Raw genomic sequence first — 19,943 nt, forward strand, 5'->3', positions numbered from 1 at the left:
AACCTCATCTTCTGATGAGGTTTGCATTTTTATAATCTGATTGATTATTTCTTTTTCACACCTGAAACCGCAGTTGCCAAGTCAGCACCAGCCTTAAATTTAGCTACTGTTTTAGCAGCGATTTTGATTGGTTTTTTAGTTGCAGGGTTGATACCTTGTCTTGCAGCTCTCTCAGATACTGAGAAAGTACCAAATCCTACTAAAGACACTTTTCCGTCTTTTGCCTTTAGAGTTGTTGTAACGTTAGAGATAAAAGACTCTAAAGCAGCTTTAGCTGCAACTTTAGTAATACCTGCGTCTTTTGCGATTGCGTCGATTAATTCAGACTTGTTCATAATTTTTATATTAAAAGTTAGTTAGTAATTGTAGCAAATATAAAACAATTTTCAAATTGTGCAAATTTTTTCTAAAAACTTGTGGATATTTTTTGATTTACTCTTAAATTAATCAATATATCATAATTTAAGTTTTTACGAAAAATCTACGTTTCGAGATACTAAAATCATGCCAACTACTTATGTTTATTGGCTTTGTTGAAAATTTAACATTGAATTTTGTATTTATTAAATCCTAAATTTAATGCTTACTTTTGATTTTTTTGTTGATATGCTTATTAAGTTGATAATCAGTCATGAATTATATTAATTTCTACGAAATTCAAACGTAGTTATGGTGCGCTTTCTTAAATCAATTTTAAAATCATTTTATTAAATATTATTAATAAATTTGCACCATGTTAATAGAAGTATTCAAATCGAAGATTCACAGGGTGAGAGTTACGGCTTCAGACCTTAATTATATCGGAAGTATTACCATAGACGAAGATCTTATTGATGCGGCAGGATTGGTAGTGGGAGAGAGAGTTTATATCGTTAATGTAAACAACGGAGAACGTTTTGATACATACGTTATCAAAGGTAAGAGAAAGTCTGGAGAAGTTTGTCTGAATGGGCCGGCGGCGAGAAAAGTACAGCGTGATGACATCATTATCATTATTGCCTATGCTCAAATGACGCCTGAAGAAGCAAGAGAGTTTCAGCCAAAAATCGTTTTCCCGGATGAGAAAACTAACCTGCTTACCTAATTCATGGAAAAGAAATCAGCCAATTCTTTAAAATCAATCCTTACGATTGTCATTTCGCTTGCGTTTGCAGGTTTTTTTCTGTGGCTTGCTCTCAAGGGGTTTGAGTTTGAAAAAGTGCAGAAATCTTTGGCAAAAGCCAACTATCTTTGGGTAGCCATTGCAGGAGTGTTCGGTGTTTTGGCATATTGGCTAAGAGCAGTCCGCTGGAATCTTTTACTGGAACCAATGGGTTATAATATCTCGAGTTCTAATGCATTCTGGACGATTTCCTTTGGTTATTTAATGAATTTAACCATTCCCAGAAGTGGTGAAGTAGCCAGAGCAACAGCTTTGTATGGTGTTGAAAAAGTGCCTGTAGACAAATCTTTCGGAACAATTATTTTGGAAAGGGTAGTAGATTTGATTTGTATGATGGCGTTTTTGGGACTAACTTTCATATTTAAATATGAAGCAATCCTTTCATTTTACGAAAATTCAGGGATTAAATTTAATCCGAATAAGGTAATTTTAATACTCTCCATATTAGTTTTAGGAGCGATTTTGTTTTTTGTGTTTAAAAGAAAATTGGCGACAGTTCCGATTTTAGGGAAAATTATAGGTTTCATAGATGGGATACTCCAAGGTTTAACGTCCATATTTAAACTAAAACAAAAAGTAAAATTCATTTTATATACCATCGGAATCTGGATTTGTTATTTCATGGCCGCTTATCTTGTTTGTTTTGCTTTACCGGAAACTTCAGACTTTACTATCGCAGACGGCTTTTTCATCATTGTGGTGGGAACTTTAGGAATGATCGTTCCGGCGAGTGGTGGTATCGGAGCTTTTAATTTAGCGATGAAATATGGTTTCATGGCATTGTTTATCTCTATGGGAAAAAGTGCAGAATTTGGCGGTGAAATGGGATTGACTTATTCATTTATCTCTCTTCCCTTACAAATTGTAATCATGTTGACGACGGGCTTATTATCTATTCCTATTTTGGCTAAAGCGAGAAATAAACTGGCAGCCGAAACTGAAATTAACAACAAATAAGTTTTAAAATTTAATATAAAATATAGAGCCGGATCTTATGGATCGGGCTTTTTTAATGTTTTTTTAATCTGAATATTTGGAAAAATGACAAATCAAAACTATCTTAGACATAAAGTACAGAATTATGGCAATTAACCTACAAAAAGGACAGAGAATTGATATAGGACTCACAAAAATGACTATCGGGCTGGGTTGGGATCCTAACGAAGGGACGGGTTACGATTTTGATTTGGATGCTTCTGCGATTATGATTGATTCTCAACGAAAGTTGGTTAGTGAAGATTACTTTGTCTTTTATAACAACCTGAATTCTCCCGATGGTGCTTTGACTCATACTGGCGATGATCCAAGCGGTAAAAACAGTGACGGAGACGATGATGAAGCTATTATGATTGATCTTGCAAAAGTAGATTCCAGAGTTGAAGAGATTCTTTTTGTGGTAACGATTGAAGATTTTGAAAGAAGAAGGCAAAATTTTGGTCAGGTAAGAAATTCTTACATCCGAATTGTTGACCAAAGTAATAATCAAGAAATTGCAAAGTATGAATTAGACGAAGATTTTTCTATAGAAACAGGAATTGAATTCGGAAGATTGTACAAAAAAAACGAAAGCTGGAAATTTGAAGCTTCAGGAATCGGCTATCGTGCAGATCTGGGTTTCTTTTTAGAGAAATATTACAACGGACAGATTATAAAATAACAAAAAAGTATGCTGAGATGCATACTTTTTTGTTTTAGATCTAAAATGATCAATCTATATATTCAAAATCTTAGTCTACTTTAAACTAATCTTCAAACCCAATTCATTTTTTAGATATAGCAAAACTTACGTATTACTTTTGGCATTTATAAAAAATTAGCTGCGAATCTTCTGGAATTTTTTCATTGTAAAGCTTGCAGAAAAATAAAGGATTGAAGTTGCTGTGAAAATTAAAGCCGTCATTGCAAAGTATTCGGTAAATCTCAAAACCATACTTGGTTCTTTGGTGTCTCCATCCATCAAGAAACCTATTGTTGTAAGGATCAATGAAAAAATTAATAAGTTGGTAAGTTTCATTTTCATGGTAAATTGTTTTTTGGTGTTATCTCAAACCGGCGTGAAATTATAAAAAATATTTTAATGTAGAAAATTATTTGTGATTCAAAAATTTGTCTTATTCTTAACTAACTTAAACGCTATTTGTTAATAAAGTGGTTGTCTCAATGGTATTTTTAAGTCCCGAAAGAGATGAAATACTTGTAAAAAATACTCCAAAAAGCTTTCACCTTTTGGAGTATTTAAATATTATTTTAAATTCTACCCAAACGCTCTCTTCAGTAAACTCTCAACTTTTGGCTCGCTTCCTCTGAAACTCTTATACAATTCCATAGGATCTTTTGTTCCGCCTGAAGAAAGAAGAACTTTAAATTTTGCTGCCGTTTCAGCATTGAAAATTCCGTTTTCTTTGAAAAATTGGAAAGCATCGGCATCCAAAACTTCTGCCCATTTGTAAGAATAATATCCGGCAGAATACCCACCCTGAAAAATGTGTGAAAAACTCGGGCTCATCGCAGTTTCAGGATTCGAAGGATAAAGTTGGGTTGCTTTGGTATAATTATCTTCAAACTCCTTTACGCTCAAATTCTCCAACTCAGCAACCTTCGTATGATAGTTCATATCTAAAATTCCAAAGCCAAGCTGTCTCATTGTCTGATAACCTTCCATAAAGTTTTTCGACTGTTCGATTTTCTCGATTTTTTCGTCGGAAAGAACTTCTCCGGTTTTATAATGTTTAGCAAAAGTTTTTAAGAATTCAGGTTCGTAGCAGAAATTTTCCAGAAACTGAGAAGGTAATTCCACAAAATCCCATTTCACAGAAGTTCCGGAAAGATTAGGATATTGCGTATCTGCCATCATTCCGTGAAGTGCATGACCAAACTCGTGGAATAAAGTCGTCACCTCCTGAAACGTCAATAAACTCGGCGTATCTTTCGTCGGTTTGCTGAAATTACAAACAATAGAAATGTGTGGGCGAGAATTTTCACCATCTTTTTGATACTGATTTTTGTAGCTCGTCATCCAGGCTCCGGCTCTTTTGCCTTTTCTTGGGAAATAATCGACGTATAGTAAAGATTTAAATATTTTTTCAGGATTGTCACTTCCAGCTTCCAGCTTCACGCTTCCTGTCTCGAAAACTTCATACACTTTTATGTCTTCATGGTATTTAGGAATATCATTTCTTACCTCAAAAGTCAATCCGAAAAGTTGTTTTGATAAACCGAAAACAGCTTCCTGAACCTGTTCCAATGGAAAATAAGGTTTCAGTTCTTCATCATTGAGATCGTATTTTGCTTTACGAAGTTTTTCCGCATAAAAAGCGTGGTCATAACCTTGCATTTCGTCAATTCCATCGGCTTTTGCTAGAGATTTTAATTCTTCAATTTCCTTTTCTGCGTAAGGTTTTGCTTTCGTTAAAAGTTCATTTAAAAAGTCTAAAACTTTAGTCGGAGATTTTGCCATTCTTTCCTCAAGAACAAAATCTGCATAGTTTGCATAGCCTAAAAGTTCAGCTTTTTGTTGTTTTAAATTTAAAAGCTCTTTAATTAAATTTTGATTATCAAATTCGCCACCGTCAAAAGATTTTTTGCCATTTGCTAAAGCCAGTTCTTTTCTCAGTTCACGGTTTTCCGCATACGTCAGAAAAGGAATATAGCTTGGGTACTGCAAGGTGACAACCCAGCCTTCCAGATTTCTTTCTTTAGCTTCTTCTGCGTATTGCTCAATAATCGCTTGGGGAATTCCGGCTAGATCTTCTTTATTGGTGATGTGTTTGAAATAATTGTTGGTTGAAGCCAAAACGTTTTGCCCGAACTGAAGAGATTTTAAAGATAAATCCATACTGATTTTCTTTAATTTTTCTTTGTCTTCTTCGTTCAAAAGGGCTCCGCTTCTTACAAAACCTTTATAGGTTTCATTTAAAAGCATTTGTTGTTCTTCATTCAGATTGTATTTTTCCTTTTCATCATACACTTTTTTAATTTTATTAAATAAAGCTTCGTTTTGAGAAATTTTTGAAGAATATTCTGTCAGAATCGGAGAAACTTCTTGCGCAATTTGTTGCAGTTCGTCACTCGTTTCGGCTGAATTTAAATTAAAGAAAATATTAGAAGCTCTGTCCAATTGCTCTCCGGAAAAAGCTAAGGCTTCAATGACGTTTTCAAAAGTAGCTTCGTCAGAATTATTAACTATTTCGTCGATTTCTTCTTCAGATTTTTGAATTAATTCTTTAAAAGCCGGAAGGTAATCTTCATTTTTAATCTTATCGAATGGAGCTGAATGATATGGTGTATTGAATTTTTCTGTTAAAATACTCATTGAATTATTTTTAATTGATGTAAATTTAATTAATTTGAATGTAATGATGTTTGAATTCTCAAAAACAATGCCCACCACAAATTGTATGACAAAATGCATCATTCACTAATTTTCTTGTCATAAGAAAAGATTTGCTTCATAGCAAATTGCTAATTTTACTTTTGAGTTATTATGACTTTACGTTTAAAATAATTTATAATTGAAAAAAACATAACGATGTCTAAAAACAAAGAAACAATTCAAAAATACATGGATTCTTTTCAGGAAAGTGATCATGAAAAAATCCTGAGCTGCCTTACTGAAGATGTCATTTGGGAAATGCCGGGAGTTTATCTGCATCATGGGAAAGAAGAATTTGACAAAGAAATAGAAAACGAAAATTTTACAGGAAAGCCAAAAATTACAATTTTCAGAATGACAGAAGAAAATAATGTTGTCATTGCGGAAGGAAATGTGATCGGAAGTTTCAAAAACGGAGACATTCTCAACGCTGATTTCTGTGATGTTTTCGAAATGGAAAACGGACTCATCAAAAAGCTGGTTTCCTACTTAATGCAAAAAAAATAACCAAAAAAAATTATAAAACATGAAAACAATTTTAAAAGCTATCGGAGTAATTATTTTATTAATTGTAAGCTATGCATTAGTAGCATTATTGGCTTTTGATAAGAATTATCATTACGAAAAAACAATTACCATCAATGCACCGATAGAAAAAGTATGGCAACATACCAACTCTATGAAAGGATTTAATGAATGGAATCCTTGGATGAGATTGGATAAAAATTCTGTGATTACATATAAAGGAAAAACTGGTGAAGTCGGCGATTTTTACAGCTGGAAAGGAAATGATGAGGTCGGACAAGGAGAACAGCAAATTACAGCCATTATTCCAAACGAAAAAATGTCTACAAAAATTCACTTTATAAAACCTTTTGAAAGCAATGCAAACTCTAATGTAGTATTGTCTGGAGATGGAAATAATACAAAAGTAACTTGGGATATTAATTTTGAGTTATCAACTTTTATGAAAATTATGCGACCGATGATGGATTACCAAATGGGAAAATCTTACGAAGAAGGCCTCAATAATCTAAAGACGTTGGTAGAAAAATAAAGTGTAAGCCTTGCAATTTTGCAAGGCTTTTTAATTAAATATATTTTGTATGATTTTGTCTACAACTTTTTTTACACGTGGAGTATTATCTATTAATTGATATTGATTGATTTTCACTGCGATTATTTCCTCTCCAGGATTGTTAAGAAGTGATGGACTAATTTTACGCATCATTAGTGATTCATTTAATCTAGCACCTTTTGTAGTGCAAAAATTTAATGCATCTAAAGCTACGAGGCTCAAAGGGCGTTTTGAGTCTAACCATTTTTTAGCTCTCTGCCAATCAAATTTAGAAACTGCTGCCAAATGTCCCCAGCTTAAAGAAATATCGGTTATCTTTTCACAGTTTTCTTCAATCCAATCTAGTGTTTTTTCATATTGAATGAAATTTAAAGCTCCGATACATTCGTTGAGATATTTTTTATCTAAAGACGCTAAATCTGATGTTATTAAATCAAACGCTTCTTCTTTATTTTTTTCTTTACTGATTTTTTCGGCTTTTTCAATAAAGTTATCTACCTTCTTATAGTCATACATAGATTTAGTTTGTGCTTAACACAAAAGTATCATTTTATTTAAAAAAATATTATCTTTATCTAAAGATTACGATACATGGAGAAGATAGTATTTGAGAAAAATAACATAAGAAATTATGTAAAAACCGTGATTTCAGAAAAAATAGAAAAACTAAAAAACTTTATAGAATTTACTTTAGAAGCAAGCCGGGATATTAAAAAAACTCCAAAGTACGACAGCATGCGCGAAGAAATGCAAGAGGAAATCTATCAAATGCAAAGACAGCTCGCAGCTTTGCATGATTTAAGAATAAATATGGCAAGAGTTTTACCTGCTTTCACAGAAAAGGTACAGCTGGGATCATTAGTAATTACCAATAAAGCGAGATTTTATATTTCGGTTTCTTTGGGCGAATTCTTTTTTGAAGGCGACCGTTTCTATGCCATCTCGGCAGAAAGCCCGATGGCTAAGAAAATGATGGGAATGCAATCCGGAAGCTCGTTTACTTTGAATAACATTCATCAGGAGATTATTGAGGTTTTGTAAGAACCAAGAAAAAGGAGAAAAGTATTCGTCGATTTTCAAAAATTCACAATTATGATTTTAAAAGCATACATTCATGAATATGGTAACGGTATAATTGAGCCTGAACATCAGGATATAAAAGAAACTTTAGAATCAATAGGAGTCGAATGTCAACTTTTTACAAATAAAAAATTATTAAGAAACCAAATAGTTATAGATAACCAAACTATAGTTATTGGCAATCATCCGATAATGTTGAATGTTTTTAAGAGGCTTGGAATTAAATTGATTAATGACTCTTATCCGGAAAGTCTGAGAAAATATATGCATCGAAACGTTTGGGAAAGTAGTATTAAAAAATTATTAATGATAAGTAATAGCGATGACGTAATGAACATTTTTGTGAAACCTAAATCAAAAGCTAAACTTTTTACAGGATTTGTTATAAACTCAAATCTTGATTTAAATCGTTTTGAAGGGATAGCTAAAGACACGGATTTGTATTGTTCATCAGTTGTTAGCTGGCTTTCTGAATATAGGGTTTTCGTAAACAAATCTAAAATTGTTGATATTAAAAATTATGATGGAGATGAAAGTTTAAAATTAAATATGGAAGTTGTAGAAAATGCAATTAATGATTTTGAGAAATCAAATCAGAGGACTGATGCTTATGGAATTGACTTCGGGGTTTTAGATAATGGCTCAACTGCAATGATAGAATGGAATGATGGCTTTGCATTGGGTTCGTACGGTCTTCAAAAAGAAATTTACACAGAATTGATTCTCACGAGATGGAATGAGATATTAAAGTTGGCTGAACTACAATAGCTACAGGTAAAACAATTAGATTATAAATGGTTTTTTCCTAATTCGGACCATGCAACATAAAATGTTTCAAATTTCAACTTGCAAAAATATTTTCCTGAATTTTTTTTAAAAAAACTTGGAATCGAAAACCTGACCAATTATTTTTTATAAATCATAAACTTAGCGCTTCCCACTTTTTCTGTATTTTTGTCTTCATGAATAAAGCAGAAGTTTTAAAAGAAATCATAGAGCAAAGAAGAAGTATTTTTCCCAAAGATTATGCTGAGACAGAGATCTCACAGGAAATTATAGAAGAAATCCTGCATTCAGCGACATTAGCTCCCAATCATAAGAGAACAAAACCTTGGCGTTTCAAAATTTTCGAAGGCGAAGAAAAAGCAAAATTAGCTTTCGAAATGCAGGAAATTTATAAGTCTATGCAGGCTCCCCAAGTTTTTTTAGAGAAAAAATATCAGGATATTGGTTTTAAAATCAATAAAGCTGATGCAGTAGTTTCCATCGTTGTCAATTTCAGTGGAATAGTCCCAGAGTGGGAAGAAATCGCTGCAGTTTCTATGGCGGTTCAGAATATGTATCTCACTTGTACCGCAAATGGAGTAGGTTGTTATTGGAGTTCACCAAAAATTGTTGATCATTTGAAAGAGTCTTTGACCATCGAAGAAAACCAGAAATGTCTGGGGCTTTTCTATATGGGAAATGTCGATTAATGTAATAATTTTTAATCAAAATTGGTAACGAATTTTTGATTTAGCCCTGATGGAAACGGCATCCTTTTTTTGTTTTTTAGATGCCTAAGCAAAAGGAAAACAAAAAAGATATAGTGGACAGCAGGTTCCCAGCTCCTGAAAAATATTTTAAATGAAGGAGAAAGCGAGAATATTGCAAAACTTCCAACTTCCTGCACCTGACTTCCAACAAATATTTTCAGAATAGAAATTTTTTACTATCTTTGCACACTTAAATATTTAATCGGGACGAGTTCCCTTAAAATTCATACATTATGTCAGTAAAAATCAGATTACAAAGACACGGATCAAAAGGGAGACCTTTTTTCCACATCGTGGTTGCAGATGCTAGAGCTAGAAGAGATGGTAGATTCATCGAAAAACTAGGTACTTACAACCCAATTACTAACCCTGCGACTATCGATTTGAACGTTGACTCTGCTGTAAAGTGGTTAAACAACGGTGCTCAACCAACTGATACTGCAAGAGCGATTCTTTCTTATAAAGGTGTACTTTACAAAAAACACTTACAAGGTGGTGTTGCTAAAGGTGCTTTTGACGAGGCTGAAGCTGAAAAAAGATTTGCTGCTTGGGTAGAATCTAAAGAACAAAAAGTACAAGGTAAAGTAGAAGGATTGACTAAAGCTCAGGCTGATGCTAAGAAAGCTGCTTTTGAAGCTGAAACTAAAGTAAACGAAGCTAGAGTTGCTGCGGCTGCTCAAGTAGAAGCTGATGCTAAAGCTGCTGAAGAGGCTGCTAACGCACCTGCTGAAGAAGTTGTTACTGAAGCTACAGAAGAACCAACTGCTGAAGCAGAAGGTACTGAAGAAACTCAGGCTTAGTTCTTCTAAAAAATACAAAGCAAAGGCACGATTTTTTCGTGTCTTTGTTGTTTAAACTGAAATAAGCAATCTTGTTATTGTTATTAACCTTAATAAGATTAAAAGAGAAAACCAATTTTTAAGATTCTACATCATTATGAAAAAAGAAGACTGCTATTTATTAGGAAAAATCACCCGCAGACACGGTCTTGCCGGAAATGTAATCCTTAAATTAGATACAGATCAACCCGAACTTTACAGAAACCTGGATTCTATTTTTGTAGAAATCAATGGTTTGCTGGTTCCTTTTTTTATTGAAAAAACATCTTGGAGTAAACTAGATGCTGTGAATATTTCTTTTAAAAACTCTTCCGAAGCTTTGGTAGATCAATCTTTGAATAAAGACGTTTATCTTCCGTTGACGAGTTTGCCAAAATTAACCGGAAATCAGTTTTATTATCACGAAGTTATCGGCTACGAAATTTTTGATCAGAATGATAATAATTGTGGTGTCATCAGATCTGTGAATGACCAAACGGCACAAAACTATTTCGTGACCAATCTGGATGGTAAAGAAGTGGTAATTCCGTTGATCAAAGATTGGATTATTGAAGTTAATCGTGAGGAAAGATTTATCAAAATGCAGGTTCCTGAAGGTTTGATTGATGTTTATTTGGTTCCTTCGAAGAAAGATGAATAATACAAATAGTTAACAAAAAACTATAGTAAGACATCTGTTCTTTCACAAATTTTCACTTATCTATTATTCATAAACCGCTGGCAATAAATAGTCTTGTACCATTTTATCGACTTGTGAGTGCGAATATGGCTTATTGTAAGCTTTTGCCGTGATAACCATAACGACAGGTAGCTCTGTGAAAATGATAATTTTGTTCCCGCCATTTCCGCTAGATTGGTAAGATTCAAAACTTTTATTTCCTACTTTATATACTTTTCTCCAAAACAAGTACCCGTACCCTTCAAAATCTTTATTGTCGGAAAAATAATTGGTAAAAGATTTTTTAATCCATTCTTTATCTAAAATAGTTTTGCCATTCCAAACGCCGTTATTTTTATATAACTGTCCGAATTTTGCAAAATCCAGAGCACTCATTCTTAATCCTCCGGCAAGCGAGATTTTATGCTGAGGTGTATATTGCCATTTGTAATTTTTTATTCCAAGAGGTTGAAATAGTTTTTGATCTGCATACTTTTCCAATCCATTCTCAATAGATTTATCTAAAATATCTCCGGTTAAAACGACTCCGGTTGTAAAGTAAGACCATTTTTCTCCAATTTTATTGTCGGTGATAGGTAAGTCTAACGCAAATTTTATCCAGTTATCGGTCGGGTACATATTTTCTTCATTTCCGGGAGAATCTTCATCTTCGTCATTTCCATCAAAACCTGAACTCATCGTCAGCAAACTTTTTAGCGTAATACTTTCTTTTTCAGGAGAATAATTTTTGAATGTTTTTAAATCATAAAATTCGTTGATTTTTTGATCTTCATTTTTTAAATATCCATCTTTCAAAGCAATTCCCATTAAAGCAGAAGCGAAAGATTTTCCTACAGAACGGGTGTCATTAAGGCTGTCTCTTTCATAATTATTAAAATATTCTTCCAAAATAAGCTTGTCGTTTTTGATCACAACAATACCTGTAATATCTTTGAATCTGTTTTCCGCAATTTTTTGGTTTAAACCTTTTATTTTTTCGATATTAAATTTTTCACTCGAAACTTTCCAGCCGCTATTGGTTTTTATTTTTTGAACGGCAATTTGATTTTCAGGAATATTCTTTTTAGGAATAACCAGATTTATATTCCCTTTTGCGATTACTTTTCCTGTTTTTAAGGTTGAAGTTTTTAAATAAGGTCTTATTTCAATGCTTAAATTATGGCTTCCGGTTTCTAAAGCATCGATTCCGCCATTTGCTAAATAAAATCGCATCCACAAAAATCTTCCCCATGAATCTTCATTTTTTGAACTGATGAAAGGAATTCCGAAAGTTGTTTTTAAAGTTTTACTTTCTTTTGTTCCTGCTCCTGAGTTAAGATTCTCTACATAAATTAATTTTCCGTCAACATAAAATGAAAACTGAAAATTCCCTTTTTTTAGTAACTCATCAGCGGTTAAAGAAGGATCAAGCTGATGCAAATAATTAATCAAAGAATTATCTTGAAAAATACGGATCGCAAGATCTTTATCTTCCTGAAAAATCATCGTTGAAAGAAAATCTGACTCTTTTAGATTTTCCTCAGAAACTGCTTTGTCCATAAAAACAATTGTATTCAAATGATTTTTTTGAACGGAATTTTCAATTTTTTCAGGATTGATGATATTTTGAGATTGTACAAAGGAAAAATTAAATAGTAAAAACAGAATAAATATTGAGTTTGATTTCATTTTAAATTTTATATGACAAAAATAAACAGCTTAGTTTAAAAAAAATAGAATAGAATTAACGTGACTATTTTTCCAGAATTTTCCGGTATTTCAAAGGTGTCATTCCGATATTTTCTTTAAAACTACGGATAAAATGACTTTGATCTGCAAAACCACAGTCTAATGCAATTTCGGTTAAAGATTTCTCGTTGGCTGTAAGAAAAGATAGAGATTGATTAATCTTTAGTTTTCTAATATAATCTCCCAGATTGCAATTAAAATATTTGTGAAAATCCCTACTCAGATGAATTGGATGAATGTCTAATGTTTGAGAAAGCTCTGTTAAGCTGAATTTTTCAGTATATCTTTCGTGCAACAATTCATCAATTTGCTTAACCCAAACTGGTTTCTTTTCTAACTTAGACTTTTGAGTAGATATGTGACTGAAAATATTGAGCAAAAGCTGATGCGTAGAGATTTCAGAAGAGATGTCATCTATTTTACTTTCTTTAAAGATTTTATACATTAAAAGTTTTACTTCGGGATTCTTTATATTAAAGCTTCCTTCGAGTTGATTTTTTGAAATATTCAGATTTTCAAACCATTTTTGGGGTATTTCAATATGGAAACCTCGTGTAAAACCATCTGGTTTTATATTATAATGCGGATCTTCCCATTGATGATAGAGTAAAGTTCCGGCAGAGCATTCGTAGATTTCTTTTTTGTTTCCTTCAATCACATTTCCCTGAATCAAAAAAGTGAAATAAGCATTCTCATGGTAATGCCAGTCGACATAAGAATGAGTGTATTCTGTATCTGTGATTATCAGGCCATCGAAGTGCAGCGTTTTGTTGGTTTGACCAAAAAATTCACCCTTATACAGTGTGTTCATTTTAATTTTTGTTTTAAATTTTCAATTTGGTCATACATTTTATTAAAAAACATTTTTCGCTCTCTGTTCCCTGAAGTATTCAGCGATTTCGAATTTTTTATTTCGTGTTCAAAATAAATCAGCGTATCATTACAGGTATTCTCATCGTTCGTCATCATGTATCCGAACATATTAAATGGAATAAAAAATGAAGATTGATATTCATTTTTAAACAAAATATTATTGCTTAAAATGACTAAATCATTCACATAAAAATTAAAATCAGGATTATGCTGAATTTTATATTCTATATTTTGCAGAACACTTTTCACTTCCTCCAAAATAAGCACGATGTCTTTATATTTTAAAAGTCCCATTTCTGAGTAAAAAGAAACCTGCATCAGAATACTCATAATCGTGGTGTCATTCCAGACTTCGGTTACATTCTGACTTTCGTAAAGATCTTTCAGCATTTCATTTTTCGGCGAATGATAAGGAAGATCAAAATCTTCGAATGGTCCTAGAAATTTATCTTCGTTCAGCAAATTCATCCAGACATAAAATTTGAAGCGTGAAAGGATTGTATTTGAAATCGTGTAAAAAAAAGGAATATCCTTCGCCGAATAATATACTTTTGACTGATTGATGCTCTGAAAAACATTCAAAATCTTCAGTGAACTTTCAAAAAAATATAATAGATCTTCCTGGGTTTTCACGGGTTTTGTTCGTTTCACCACCAATTGGTTTTCCGTTCCTAAAAACTGATCGAGCGAAATCTGATAGTATTTAGCCAATTCTACAGCTTCTTCAAAACTGAATTTCGCTTTCATAGAAGTTCTTCGGTGAGCCGCGTCATAACTAATATTGAGAATATTGGCAATCTCGTCGTTCAAAGATTTGTCTCCGATTTTCTTTCTGATTTGTTTGAGTAGAATTTCCTGATTCATACTGATTTGTGATTTTCACAAATGTAGAAATTTATTTTAATTTTTTTTCGCATTTATCAAACAGCTTTTCAACTATAGCTTTGAGGTATAATTTAAAAATAAGAAATCATGAAAAATTTTATATTAATCATTGCACTGTCTTTTTGCAGTTTTGTAAATGCACAAATCGGCAACAAAAAAGACTGGGCAATTTTGGGAGCAATTATTTGCACTCGTCTCGAATTAACGATAATGAATGATAAATCTTTTCTTTCTTTTGGTCCGAAAATCCCTCTTAATGAAAATAATTATGTGAGTTTAAGAGGGTATTTCAATTGGTGGGATACACCGGAAAGAAAATTTATTGTTATCCCGGAACTAGATTATTTTTACAAAGTTGCAGATTTCAAGGAAAAAAGTATGATTACCAATTTATATACAGGCGCTGGAATTACTCCCAATGCGGTGTCGCCAAAATTTGGGATAGTTTTTTACCATTTTATTTCTGCAGAAGCAGGTTATAATTTTGAATACGAACCTTATAAGTATTTTTCTACCTCAGGTTTCAGATTTTCTTTGGGATTCAACTTAGTCTTCTAAATCTTAAAAAACAATTACAATGAAAAATATACCTTACATATTAATAGCAGTTCGTTTTCTTTTCGCACCTATAATTTTCTTTTTGTCATATTTAATAGGAGAAGAATCAAGATTTTTAATCTTAGCTTTAATGTTCATCGGATTACTCACAGATATTTTCGACGGAATCATTGCCCGAAAAGTAGGCGTTTCATCAGAAAAACTACGAAGATTAGACAGTCAGGTCGATTTGGTATTTTGGCTCTCGTTAGGATTCGCAGCATATTTCATCAATCCAGAAGTGATAAAAAACCATTGGCAAAGTATTGCGCTAATTTTTATCATGGAAGCTTTATGCTATATAATAAGTATCATTAAATTTAAAAAGGAAACTTGTACTCACGCATGGCTTTCAAAATTATGGGGCTTGAGTTTACTCATTGCGTTCACTTATTTAATAGGGTTTCAACAGGCGGGCTGGGCATTTCATCTTACCATTATTCTGGGGATTATTTCTCATGTGGATGTTATTCTGATTATTTTAATTCTTCCAAAATGGCAATATGACGTTCCGAGTTGTTACCATGCCTGGAATATCAGAAAAGGGAAGCAGAGAAAAAAGAGTACGCTTTTTAATTAAATAAAAATCAATTATCAGAATTAAATGATCATTTTTCTGATTGTAAGTAATTGATGAAAACTTAAAAAAAATCGGGATGCTTTTACAAGTTTACGGCTTTGTGAACCTTAAAAGCGGCTAAAGTATAAGAAAACTTGGTGTGCTTTGTGTTCAAAAATCGCAATATGATAGATAACGGGTCATCAGAATCATTTTTAAATCAAACAATGTAATCTTAGAAAAATTACACTGTTTTTTGTAGATTTGCAAACATTAATTTTTTATACAAAAATTTATCAATCAACAAATGAAAAAGCAGACGATTAAAGAAGTCCTACAAGACTACAAAAAAGTATTACATCATGACATTACAGTTTACGGTTGGGTAAGAGCCTTCCGTTCAAATCGCTTTATCGCGCTAAATGATGGTTCTACAATTAATAATTTGCAAATTGTTGTTGATTTCGAAAATTTCGATCCTGAAATTGTAAGCAAAATAAGTACAGCATCTTCTCTTAAAGTTGTTGGTGAAGTGGTAGAAAGCCAAGGAGCCGGACAAACTGTAGAAATCATCGCTAAAAAAATTATCATTTTAGGAGATAACTTTACAGAAGAAAGAGATAAAACCATTCTTCAGCCAAAAAAACACTCATTAGAAGTGTTGAGAGAGCAGGCGCATTTAAGATTCAGAACCAATTTATTTGGGGCGGTTTTCAGAGTACGCCATGCAGTGAGTTTTGCAATTCACTCGTTCTTCAACCAAAACCAGTTTTTCTACATCAACACGCCGATTGTAACGGGAGCTGATGCAGAAGGTGCTGGTGAAATGTTTGGAGTAACCAACTTTGATTTAAACAATATTCCAAGAGACGAGCAGGGTGATATTGATTTCGCTCAGGATTTTTTTGGTAAGAAAACCAACCTAACGGTTTCTGGACAGCTTGAAGGTGAAACTGCAGCAATGGGATTGGGAAGAATTTATACTTTCGGACCGACTTTCCGTGCAGAAAATTCAAACACCACGCGTCACTTAGCTGAATTTTGGATGATTGAGCCTGAAGTTGCTTTCAACAATCTTGAAGATAACATCGATTTGGCAGAAGATTTCTTAAAATATGTGATTCAATATGTTTTAGACAACTGTAAAGACGATCTTGAATTTTTAGACAAGCGTTTCGAAGAAGAACAAAAATCAAAACCAGAAAAAGACAGAGCAAAAGAAGGGCTGATCGAAAAATTGGAGAATGTTATTGCTAAACGTTTCAAACGAGTAAGCTATACAGAAGCGATTGAGATTTTAATGAATTCGAAAGAAAACAAAAAAGGAAAATTCCAATATCCGGTTGAAAGCTGGGGAACTGATCTTCAGTCTGAGCACGAAAGATTTTTGGTAGAAAAGCATTTTGAATGTCCGGTTGTTCTTTTCGATTATCCAAAAGAAATCAAAGCATTCTACATGAAGCTGAACGACGATAATAAAACCGTTGCTGCAATGGATGTACTTTTCCCGGGAATCGGCGAGATCATCGGTGGCTCAGAAAGAGAAGCGAGATTAGATGTACTGAAAACTAAAATGGCAGAAATGCACGTAGACGAGCACGAGCTTTGGTGGTATATGGATACCAGAAGATTCGGTTCGGTTCCTCACGCAGGTTTCGGCCTTGGTTTAGAAAGACTGGTTCTCTTCGTAACAGGTATGACCAATATTCGCGATGTCATCCCTTTCCCAAGAACTCCAAAGAACGCAGAATTTTAATCTGCACCATATATATAGAACCTCTGAAATTTTCAGAGGTATTTTTTTGTTCTATAATTATAAGTGTTATTCTTTAATCCTATAGTTTGTTTCAGAAGCTCATCCAGCTTTCACTGCTCGCTTTTTTGCGCCTTGGCTCTCCCTTTTTTGCAAAAAGAGCTCAAGCATGCCGTTCAATCTGGGCTAGGGGAGTAGTCGGTAGATGATTATTCGCCAAAAAATAAATATTTTTTCAATTGTTTAGCTTCAGTCTAATTATATTTTTTCTAAATTCAATCTTTCCATTACTAGCATTATTGCTCATTTGAAGATCTTATTTTTCTCTTTTGCTCCGGAGGAGCAATATGTTTGTAGTAATTATTATCCCGGTATCCAGAGAGCTCCGTAGGAGCGACACCTTTCATCAATGGATAAATATTAATAATCTGTTGACCTAATCTTTGTAAACAGTACACTCGTTGATGTTATTTCTACTCCAAAACATGGCATTAACAGTATTTTCGATATACAAAATCGGTATTTTGTTTACTGAATTTCCCAATGATACCCGAATAAAACTACATGTTTACCCAGTATTAAAATAATATGAACATTGTGGATAACTCTATCATGTTATTTAACGCCTATTAAACCAATGTTTTACTTTAATACTTTTCCACAATCAAAATAATTGATTATTAATTATTTGTTTCGTTTAGGTATCTGCCCTATCTTTGCCCCACTGAAAACGAGAGTATATCAGTAGCGCAGGAGCGCCTTCGGGCAGATAATTTAAGTTACTTAATAGGATGTAGATCAAGAAACATTCATTAAAATTTTTAGCGATAAAAATTTGTGAGTTTAGAAAAGATTTGTATCTTTGCAATCCCAATACGGGGAGCGCAGGAGTAGTGGATTAAGTGTTTGAGAAAAGGGTTTAGGGTTACTTAAAAAACTTTAAAATTTCTTTCAAAAACATTTGGTCAATTAGAAATAAGTTATTACCTTTGCACACGCAAATACGGCAACGCCCAACGACAGAAAAAGGCAGCTGAGGAAGCGGAAGAAGAGAGATCATTGAAAAATAGATATAACAACCAAGTAAGGAAAAACTAAAGCGTCAAAACTTTGAGTGAGTCAGACAAACATACAATGGAGAGTTTGATCCTGGCTCAGGATGAACGCTAGCGGGAGGCCTAACACATGCAAGCCGAGCGGTAGAGATTCTTCGGAATCTTGAGAGCGGCGCACGGGTGCGGAACACGTGTGCAACCTACCTTTATCAGGGGGATAGCCTTTCGAAAGGAAGATTAATACCCCATAATATAAGAAACGGCATCGTTTTTTATTGAAAACTCCGGTGGATAGAGATGGGCACGCGCAAGATTAGATAGTTGGTGAGGTAACGGCTCACCAAGTCAATGATCTTTAGGGGGCCTGAGAGGGTGATCCCCCACACTGGTACTGAGACACGGACCAGACTCCTACGGGAGGCAGCAGTGAGGAATATTGGACAATGGGTGAGAGCCTGATCCAGCCATCCCGCGTGAAGGACGACGGCCCTATGGGTTGTAAACTTCTTTTATACTGGGATAAACCTACTTACGTGTAAGTAGCTGAAGGTACAGTATGAATAAGCACCGGCTAACTCCGTGCCAGCAGCCGCGGTAATACGGAGGGTGCAAGCGTTATCCGGATTTATTGGGTTTAAAGGGTCCGTAGGCGGACTCGTAAGTCAGTGGTGAAATCTCATAGCTTAACTATGAAACTGCCATTGATACTGCGGGTCTTGAGTAAGGTAGAGGTAGCTGGAATAAGTAGTGTAGCGGTGAAATGCATAGATATTACTTAGAACACCAATTGCGAAGGCAGGTTACCATGTCTTAACTGACGCTGATGGACGAAAGCGTGGGGAGCGAACAGGATTAGATACCCTGGTAGTCCACGCCGTAAACGATGCTAACTCGTTTTTGGGTCTTCGGATTCAGAGACTAAGCGAAAGTGATAAGTTAGCCACCTGGGGAGTACGAACGCAAGTTTGAAACTCAAAGGAATTGACGGGGGCCCGCACAAGCGGTGGATTATGTGGTTTAATTCGATGATACGCGAGGAACCTTACCAAGGCTTAAATGGGAATTGATCGGTTTAGAAATAGACCTTCCTTCGGGCAATTTTCAAGGTGCTGCATGGTTGTCGTCAGCTCGTGCCGTGAGGTGTTAGGTTAAGTCCTGCAACGAGCGCAACCCCTGTCACTAGTTGCTAACATTCAGTTGAGGACTCTAGTGAGACTGCCTACGCAAGTAGAGAGGAAGGTGGGGATGACGTCAAATCATCACGGCCCTTACGCCTTGGGCCACACACGTAATACAATGGCCGGTACAGAGGGCAGCTACACAGCGATGTGATGCAAATCTCGAAAGCCGGTCTCAGTTCGGATTGGAGTCTGCAACTCGACTCTATGAAGCTGGAATCGCTAGTAATCGCGCATCAGCCATGGCGCGGTGAATACGTTCCCGGGCCTTGTACACACCGCCCGTCAAGCCATGGAAGTCTGGGGTACCTGAAGTCGGTGACCGTAACAGGAGCTGCCTAGGGTAAAACAGGTAACTAGGGCTAAGTCGTAACAAGGTAGCCGTACCGGAAGGTGCGGCTGGAACATCTCATTTTAGAGCGTCTTTCGACGTTAAACAAATAAAGGTACTTTACTGTACCATGTACTTACTTTAAGAAAACGTTTTAGTTTTTTACTCGGTTGCTTATATTATAAAAATACAAAACCCACTAGAAATTAGTATCAGAGGGAGAGAGAGACAAGAGGATA

20 protein-coding genes and 1 rRNA gene are annotated in these 19,943 nt (G+C 34.4%); 14 read left to right on the forward strand and 7 right to left on the reverse strand.

Translation table 11 applies throughout. The features are described from left to right. Nucleotides 1-44: 44 nt before the first annotated feature. On the reverse strand, nt 45-335 hold the full coding sequence (locus LNP04_RS15030; RefSeq protein ID WP_129536153.1) for an HU family DNA-binding protein: 291 nt from the start codon (nt 333-335) through the stop codon (nt 45-47). A gap of 398 nt (nt 336-733) precedes the next feature. Here LNP04_RS15030 and panD point away from each other — a divergent pair, with 398 nt between their 5' ends. The 3 genes from panD (at nt 734) to LNP04_RS15045 (ending at nt 2,819) form a co-directional block, all read left to right on the forward strand. Further along, a complete protein-coding gene (panD, locus tag LNP04_RS15035) occupies nt 734-1,084 on the forward strand; it encodes an aspartate 1-decarboxylase (RefSeq protein ID WP_129536154.1) in 351 nt (116 codons plus the stop codon). Nucleotides 1,085-1,087: 3 nt separating this feature from the next. Next, a complete protein-coding gene (locus tag LNP04_RS15040; RefSeq protein WP_229983728.1) occupies nt 1,088-2,119 on the forward strand; it encodes a lysylphosphatidylglycerol synthase transmembrane domain-containing protein in 1,032 nt (343 codons plus the stop codon). 124 nt (nt 2,120-2,243) lie between these two features. Beyond that, complete coding sequence (locus tag LNP04_RS15045; protein ID WP_229983729.1) at nt 2,244-2,819, forward strand: TerD family protein; 576 nt, start codon at nt 2,244-2,246, stop codon at nt 2,817-2,819. 156 nt (nt 2,820-2,975) lie between these two features. On the opposite strand, the gene LNP04_RS15050 is transcribed toward LNP04_RS15045, so the two are convergent. Together LNP04_RS15050 and LNP04_RS15055 are read right to left on the reverse strand one after the other, a co-directional pair. After that, the gene (locus tag LNP04_RS15050; protein WP_229983730.1) at nt 2,976-3,182 is read right to left on the reverse strand and encodes a hypothetical protein; all 207 of its coding nucleotides are present in this window, start codon (nt 3,180-3,182) and stop codon (nt 2,976-2,978) included. Nucleotides 3,183-3,416: 234 nt separating this feature from the next. Beyond that, nucleotides 3,417-5,474 carry a M3 family metallopeptidase gene (locus LNP04_RS15055; RefSeq protein ID WP_229983731.1) on the reverse strand — a complete coding sequence of 686 codons (2,058 nt, stop codon included), beginning with the start codon at nt 5,472-5,474 and terminating at the stop codon, nt 3,417-3,419. Nucleotides 5,475-5,690: 216 nt separating this feature from the next. Between LNP04_RS15055 and LNP04_RS15060 the strand changes: the two genes are divergently transcribed. Together LNP04_RS15060 and LNP04_RS15065 are read left to right on the forward strand one after the other, a co-directional pair. After that, nucleotides 5,691-6,041, forward strand: a complete 351-nt coding sequence (locus LNP04_RS15060; protein ID WP_229983732.1) for a nuclear transport factor 2 family protein — start codon at nt 5,691-5,693, stop codon at nt 6,039-6,041. A gap of 19 nt (nt 6,042-6,060) precedes the next feature. After that, on the forward strand, nt 6,061-6,591 hold the full coding sequence (locus LNP04_RS15065; RefSeq protein WP_229983733.1) for an SRPBCC family protein: 531 nt from the start codon (nt 6,061-6,063) through the stop codon (nt 6,589-6,591). Between the two features lie 30 nt (nt 6,592-6,621). On the opposite strand, the gene LNP04_RS15070 is transcribed toward LNP04_RS15065, so the two are convergent. Next, on the reverse strand, nt 6,622-7,128 hold the full coding sequence (locus LNP04_RS15070; protein WP_229983734.1) for a hypothetical protein: 507 nt from the start codon (nt 7,126-7,128) through the stop codon (nt 6,622-6,624). Nucleotides 7,129-7,203: 75 nt separating this feature from the next. Between LNP04_RS15070 and LNP04_RS15075 the strand changes: the two genes are divergently transcribed. The 5 genes from LNP04_RS15075 (at nt 7,204) to rimM (ending at nt 10,706) form a co-directional block, all read left to right on the forward strand. Continuing rightward, complete coding sequence (locus LNP04_RS15075; RefSeq protein ID WP_229983735.1) at nt 7,204-7,653, forward strand: hypothetical protein; 450 nt, start codon at nt 7,204-7,206, stop codon at nt 7,651-7,653. 51 nt (nt 7,654-7,704) lie between these two features. Further along, a complete protein-coding gene (locus LNP04_RS15080) occupies nt 7,705-8,460 on the forward strand; it encodes an ATP-grasp domain-containing protein (RefSeq protein WP_229983736.1) in 756 nt (251 codons plus the stop codon). A 194-nt stretch (nt 8,461-8,654) separates the two neighbouring features. Beyond that, nucleotides 8,655-9,167: a nitroreductase family protein gene (locus tag LNP04_RS15085; RefSeq protein ID WP_229983737.1), complete on the forward strand. Its 513-nt coding sequence runs from the start codon at nt 8,655-8,657 to the stop codon at nt 9,165-9,167. Between the two features lie 293 nt (nt 9,168-9,460). Further along, nucleotides 9,461-10,027, forward strand: coding sequence for a 30S ribosomal protein S16 (locus LNP04_RS15090; RefSeq protein ID WP_229983738.1), 567 nt, complete (start codon nt 9,461-9,463; stop codon nt 10,025-10,027). A gap of 136 nt (nt 10,028-10,163) precedes the next feature. Beyond that, a complete protein-coding gene (rimM, locus tag LNP04_RS15095; protein WP_229983739.1) occupies nt 10,164-10,706 on the forward strand; it encodes a ribosome maturation factor RimM in 543 nt (180 codons plus the stop codon). Between the two features lie 63 nt (nt 10,707-10,769). Here rimM and LNP04_RS15100 read toward each other — a convergent pair whose 3' ends face one another. From LNP04_RS15100 to LNP04_RS15110, 3 genes are all read right to left on the reverse strand, one after another. Continuing rightward, entirely contained in the window at nt 10,770-12,413 is a 1,644-nt protein-coding gene (locus LNP04_RS15100) for a serine hydrolase (RefSeq protein ID WP_229983740.1), read from the reverse strand. Nucleotides 12,414-12,477: 64 nt separating this feature from the next. Then, on the reverse strand, nt 12,478-13,284 hold the full coding sequence (locus LNP04_RS15105; protein WP_229983741.1) for an AraC family transcriptional regulator: 807 nt from the start codon (nt 13,282-13,284) through the stop codon (nt 12,478-12,480). Further along, entirely contained in the window at nt 13,281-14,210 is a 930-nt protein-coding gene (locus tag LNP04_RS15110; protein WP_229983742.1) for a helix-turn-helix domain-containing protein, read from the reverse strand. Before LNP04_RS15110 ends, LNP04_RS15105 begins: the two co-directional genes overlap by 4 nt. Nucleotides 14,211-14,318: 108 nt before the next feature. On the opposite strand from LNP04_RS15110, the gene LNP04_RS15115 reads away from it, so the two are divergent. From LNP04_RS15115 to LNP04_RS15130, 4 genes are all read left to right on the forward strand, one after another. Continuing rightward, a complete protein-coding gene (locus LNP04_RS15115; protein ID WP_229983743.1) occupies nt 14,319-14,789 on the forward strand; it encodes a hypothetical protein in 471 nt (156 codons plus the stop codon). A gap of 19 nt (nt 14,790-14,808) precedes the next feature. Further along, nucleotides 14,809-15,408 (forward strand): CDP-alcohol phosphatidyltransferase family protein, encoded by a 600-nt coding sequence (locus LNP04_RS15120; RefSeq protein ID WP_229983744.1) that lies wholly within the window; start codon nt 14,809-14,811, stop codon nt 15,406-15,408. A 286-nt stretch (nt 15,409-15,694) separates the two neighbouring features. After that, complete coding sequence (asnS, locus tag LNP04_RS15125) at nt 15,695-17,143, forward strand: asparagine--tRNA ligase (protein ID WP_229983745.1); 1,449 nt, start codon at nt 15,695-15,697, stop codon at nt 17,141-17,143. Nucleotides 17,144-18,271: 1,128 nt separating this feature from the next. Further along, nucleotides 18,272-19,788: ribosomal RNA gene (locus LNP04_RS15130) — 16S ribosomal RNA — on the forward strand. Nucleotides 19,789-19,943: the final 155 nt, after the last annotated feature.

It is taken from the genome of Chryseobacterium sp. C-71 (assembly GCF_020911865.1).
In the GTDB taxonomy this organism is placed as follows: Bacteria; Bacteroidota; Bacteroidia; order Flavobacteriales; family Weeksellaceae; genus Chryseobacterium.